Origin of the sequence: Anaeromyxobacter sp. SG64, assembly GCF_022690745.1 — a bacterium.
Taxonomy (GTDB): Bacteria; Myxococcota; Myxococcia; order Myxococcales; family Anaeromyxobacteraceae; genus Anaeromyxobacter; species Anaeromyxobacter soli.
The window spans coordinates 1-4,748 of record NZ_JALCZB010000165.1 but is presented as its reverse complement, the minus strand read 5'-3'; the positions used below and the strand labels follow the sequence as shown (position 1 = coordinate 4,748).

Below are 4,748 nucleotides of genomic sequence, written 5' to 3'. Positions count from 1 at the left end.
CGAGCCGGAGCCCGCGCCCATCCCTCGCCGCCCCGTCCCGCGACGGAGCGCCCCGGCGCCTCCCGACGCGCCGCGCCTCGCGCGCCCCGATCCGGCGCCGCCCCCGCCCAACACCGAGCCCCCGCGCGACGCGCCGAGGCGCGCCCCGGTGCGGGTCGGCGTCTCGATGTCGGCGACCACCGAGGGCGGGAGCTTCGCGGCCCCGGCCGGCAACACGCTCCACGGCGAGGCGCCGCGCACCGCCCCCGAGCCGGAGGACGTCCAGGCCTACCGCTCCGAGCGATACGTCCCCCCGGCACAGGTGACGACCCTGCCCCGCCCGGTCGCCTGCGAGATCCCGCAGGCCGAGTACCCCGAGGCCGCCCGCCGCGCCGGGGTGGAGGGGCGCGTGGTGCTGACGCTCGTCGTGGACGAGGCGGGCCGCGTCGCCGAGGCGAAGGTGGTGGAGGAGCCCGGCCACGGCCTGGGGGAGGCGGCCGTCGCGGGCGTGAAGCGCCACTGCCGCTTCGAGCCCGCCCGCCGCGGCGAGGAGCGCGTGGCGACGCGGCTGCGCTACACGGTCCGCTACGAGCTGCCCTAGCAATCAGGGCAGTACTGCGGCTCCGATCACCCCGGCATCATCCCCCAGCCAGGCGTGCTCGATGCTGAGCTGCTTCACCGCGGACTTCGAGACCTTCTCGTCGAACGCGCTGCGCACGAGGTCGCCGAGCGCGGGGCTGCCGAGCAGGACGCCGCCGCCGAGGATGAGCCGGGCCGGGTTGAGGAGCGTGACGAGGTTCGCGATGGCGGTGCCGAGGAGCTCGCCGACCTCCCCCCAGAGCGCCCGCGCGTAGGCGTCGCCCTCGCGGTAGGCGTCGTCGACGAGGCTCGCGTTCACCCGGCCGAGATCGCCCGCCACGCGCTCGAAGATGGCGGTGCGGGCGCCCGCGGCGATCTCCTCCCGCACCCGCGCGGCGACGTTCACGCCGGAGGTGTAGGCCTCGAGGCAGCCCCAGTCGCCGCAGCCGCAGCGCCGCACCGACGTCTCCGGCCGGAGCGGGCAGACCTTCACGTGGCCGAACTCGCCCGCGACGCCCTGCGCGCCGTCGTAGAGGCGGCCGTCCAGGATGAGCCCGGAGCCCACGCCGGAGCCGACGAACACGAGCACGACGTCGTCGAGCCCCTTGGCCGCGCCGAAGCGCTTCTCGCCCCACGCGGCGACCGAGAGGTCGTTCGCCACCCGCACCGGCAGCCCGAGCGCGTCGCAGAGCAGCGCGCCGAAGGCGACGTCGCGCCAGCCCAGGTTCGGCGCGTTCAGGACGACGCCGGTGCGCCCGAGGCACTGGCCGGCGACGCCCACTCCCACCGCGCCCACCGCCCCTGTGGCGAGCCCCGCCGCGGCCGACGCCTCGGCGATGGCGTGCTGCACGACGGCGACGACGCGCGACGGCTCGCGCTCGCGGAGCGGCTCCTTGTGGGCGGCGACGATCTCGCCCGTGTCGGTGTCGACCACCGCAGCGCGGGCGTTCGTCCCGCCGAGGTCCACGCCGATCCCGAGCGGCATCGCTACGCCCCCAGCTCGCGCATGATCTCCTGCACCTTGCCGCGCACGAGCCGCTCGATCTCGTCGAGCCGCTCCCGCGTGCGCGCCTCGAAGCGCAGGACGAGCAGGGGCTGCGTGTTCGACGCGCGCACGAGGCCCCAGCCGTCGGGGAAGACGACGCGCACGCCGTCCACGGTCACCGCCTCGTAGCGCCCGGAGAAGAACTCCTGCGCCCGCCGCACCACCTCGAACTTCTTGTCCTCGGGGCAGTCGACCCGCAGCTCCGGCGTCGACTCGGTCCGCGGCACGTCGGCGAGGAGGGCGGAGAGCGGCGCGCTCGTCCGGGAGAGCAGCTCGACGAGCCGCCCCGACGAGTAGATCCCGTCGTCGAACCCGAACCAGCGGTGGGCGAAGAAGATGTGCCCGCTCATCTCGCCGGCGAGCAGCGCGTGCTCCTCCTTCATCTTCGCCTTGATGAGGCTGTGCCCGGCCTTCCACATGATCCCGCGGCCGCCGCGCTTCGCGATGTCGTCGTAGAGCGACATCGAGCACTTCACCTCGCCGACGATGGCGGCGCCGGGCTGCTCCGCGAGCAGCGCGCGGGAGAAGAGGATCATGATCTGGTCGCCCCAGAGCACGTTCCCCTTCTCGTCCACCGCGCCCACCCGGTCCGCGTCGCCGTCGTAGGCGATGCCGAGGTCCGCCTTCGTCTCCAGCACCTTCGCCTTCAGGTGCTCGAGGTTCTTCTCCACCGTGGGGTCCGGGTGGTGGTTCGGGAAGCGGCCGTCCATCTCTACGAAGAGCGGCACCACCTCGATCCCGAGCGCCTCGAAGATCGGCACCGCGATGACGCCGCCCGTCCCGTTCCCGGCGTCCACGACCACCTTGAGCTTGCGGCCGCCGAGGCGGAGGTTCTCCTGCACGTACTTCCGGTAGGGGGCGACGACGTCGTAGGGCGTCACCTTCCCCGCCCCGGTGGCGAACTTCCCGGACTCGGCGAGCCGGCGCAGCGCCTGGATCTCCTCGCCGTGGAAGGTCGCCGCGCCCAGGCCGACCTTGAGGCCGTTGTACTCCGGCGGGTTGTGCGAGCCGGTGATCATGCAGATCCCGTCCACGCCCGCGGTGTGGGCCGCGAAGTAGGTGAGCGGGGTCGGCACGACGCCGAGGTCGAGCACGTCCACCCCGGTGGAGGCGAGCGCCGACACCATCGCGTCGCGGAAGCGCTCACCCGAGAGGCGCGCGTCCCTCCCCACGGCCGCCTTGCGCCCGCCCGCCTCGCGGATGCGCGTGCCCAGCGCCTTCCCGACGAGGTGAACGGCCTCCTCCGTGAGGTCCTGATCGACGAGCCCGCGGATGTCGTACTCGCGGAAGATCGTCGGGGAGAGCGTCGCCATGGGGGTCCTCCGGTGCGAGTAATGTCGTGCCGCCCCCCGCGGCGCGCCACGACGGGGCGAACGGGCGCTGTCTAGCACGAAGGGGCGCGCGCGGCCCCCCCGAATCAGAGCACCTCGTCGCGGCCTCGGCGGGTGAGCTCCTCCACCGCCTTGCGCACGTCCTGCGCCCGGTCGCGGCGGCAGACGAGGATGGCGTCCCCGGCGTCCACCACCACCACCTCGTCGAGGCCGATGACCGCGACGGGGCGGCCCTCCGTGGCGATGACGACGTTGTTCCTTCCGTCGATGACGAGCGCGTCGCCCTCGGCGACGTTCCCGGTCGCGTCCGTGCTCCGCACGTCGGGGAGCGCCGCGAAGCTGCCCACGTCGCTCCAGCCGAAGTCCGCGGGCACCACCGCGATGCGATCGCTCTTCTCCATGACGCCATAGTCGATGGAGATGGACGGGCACTCGGGGAAGACGCGCTTCAGGGTGCGGGCGTACGCCGGGGTCCCCAGCGCCGCGGCGATCTGCGCGAGCTGCTCGCCCAGGACCGGCATCGCGCGCCGGATCTCCTCGAGGATGACGTCGGCGCGGAAGACGAAGATGCCGGAGTTCCAGAGGTAGGAGCCGTCGGCGAGGTAGCGCGCCGCGGTCTTCGCGTCCGGCTTCTCGACGAAGCGCTCCACCTTGAACGCGTGGAGCCGCGGGGCACCCTTGCCGCCGCGCGCCGCGAGGCGCGGCCCGAGCTTCAGGTAGCCGTAGCCGGTCTCCGGCCGCGACGGGCGGATGCCGATGGTGGCGATGGCGCCGCGCTCGGCGAGCTGCGCGCCCGCCGCGATCGCGTCGCGGAACGCGGCGGGCTTGGCGATGTGGTGGTCGGCGGGGAGCATCGCCATGATCCCCTGCGGATCGCGGGCCGCCACGTGGAGCGCGGCGAGGCCGACGCACGGCGCGGTGTTGCGCGCGCAGGGCTCGACGATGAAGTGATCCTTCGGCAGCTGGGGGAGCATCCGCCGCGCCGCGGCGGCGTGCTGCGGCCCGCACACGACCCAGGTGCGGTCGGCCCGGGCGAGCGGCGGGAGGCGCGCCACCGTCGCGGCGAGGAGCGGCGCGTCGCCGGCGAGGCGGAGGAACTGCTTCGGCCGGTCCTTGCGGGAGAGCGGCCAGAAGCGGGTGCCGGAGCCGCCGGCCATGATGACGGGGTGGATCTTCACAGGGTCCTCCAGATGGAGAGGAGCTCCGCCAGGATGCGGGCGGTCGCCCCCCAGATCGTGTCGCCGCCGACGCTGAAGAAGTGGACGTCCACGGGCAGCCCCCACGCCTCGGCGCGCTCGGTCCGGTGCGCGCCCGGCGCGAGCAGCGCCGCGAACGGCACGTGGAGGATCTCCTCCACCTCGTGGGCCGCCGCCGCGTAGGGGTAGGGATATGGCACGGTCGCCACCCAGGGCGTCAAGCAGAACGCGGAGGTGAGCACGAGCGTCTCGGAGAGCCGCCCCATCACCTCCGCCTGGGCGGGATCGAGGCCGATCTCCTCGCGCGCCTCGCGCAGCGCCGCGGCGAGGTGCTCCTCCTCCGGATCGACCCGGCCGCCGGGGAAGCTGATCTGGCCGGGGTGACGGCGGAGGTGCCGGGTGCGGCGGGTGAGGAGGACGTGCGGCGCGTCGTCCTTCGCGTGCAGCGGGACGAGCACCGCGGCGCGCAGGAAGCCGCCCGGCGGCATCGCCCCCGGGCGGATCTCGTCGAGCGGCGCGAGGCCCGGCGCGCGCGCCGCGAGCGCGGTCCGCAGCGCCGCGAGGCTCATCGGCGGAGCGCGGCGCCGAGCGGCGCCGGCGCGGCTCCTGCGTGGGCCG

At 74.6% G+C, this 4,748-nt stretch carries 5 protein-coding genes; 1 reads left to right on the top strand and 4 read right to left on the bottom strand.

Features of this window, described 5'->3' with window-relative positions:
• A partial coding sequence (locus MNZ29_RS23530; RefSeq protein WP_242357015.1) for an energy transducer TonB occupies positions 1-580 on the top strand: 580 nt, incomplete at its 5' end.
• A 3-nt stretch (positions 581-583) separates the two neighbouring features.
• On the opposite strand, the gene MNZ29_RS23525 is transcribed toward MNZ29_RS23530, so the two are convergent.
• The 4 genes from MNZ29_RS23525 to MNZ29_RS23510 form a co-directional block, all read right to left on the bottom strand.
• On the bottom strand, positions 584-1,543 hold the full coding sequence (locus MNZ29_RS23525; protein WP_242341472.1) for an ROK family protein: 960 nt from the start codon (positions 1,541-1,543) through the stop codon (positions 584-586).
• Between the two features lie 2 nt (positions 1,544-1,545).
• A complete protein-coding gene (locus tag MNZ29_RS23520) occupies positions 1,546-2,916 on the bottom strand; it encodes a phosphomannomutase/phosphoglucomutase (protein WP_242357013.1) in 1,371 nt (456 codons plus the stop codon).
• 104 nt (positions 2,917-3,020) lie between these two features.
• Positions 3,021-4,112, bottom strand: coding sequence for a mannose-1-phosphate guanylyltransferase (locus tag MNZ29_RS23515; protein WP_242357011.1), 1,092 nt, complete (start codon positions 4,110-4,112; stop codon positions 3,021-3,023).
• A partial coding sequence (locus tag MNZ29_RS23510) for a CoA pyrophosphatase (RefSeq protein ID WP_242357009.1) occupies positions 4,109-4,748 on the bottom strand: 640 nt, incomplete at its 5' end. The genes MNZ29_RS23515 and MNZ29_RS23510, both read right to left, overlap by 4 nt.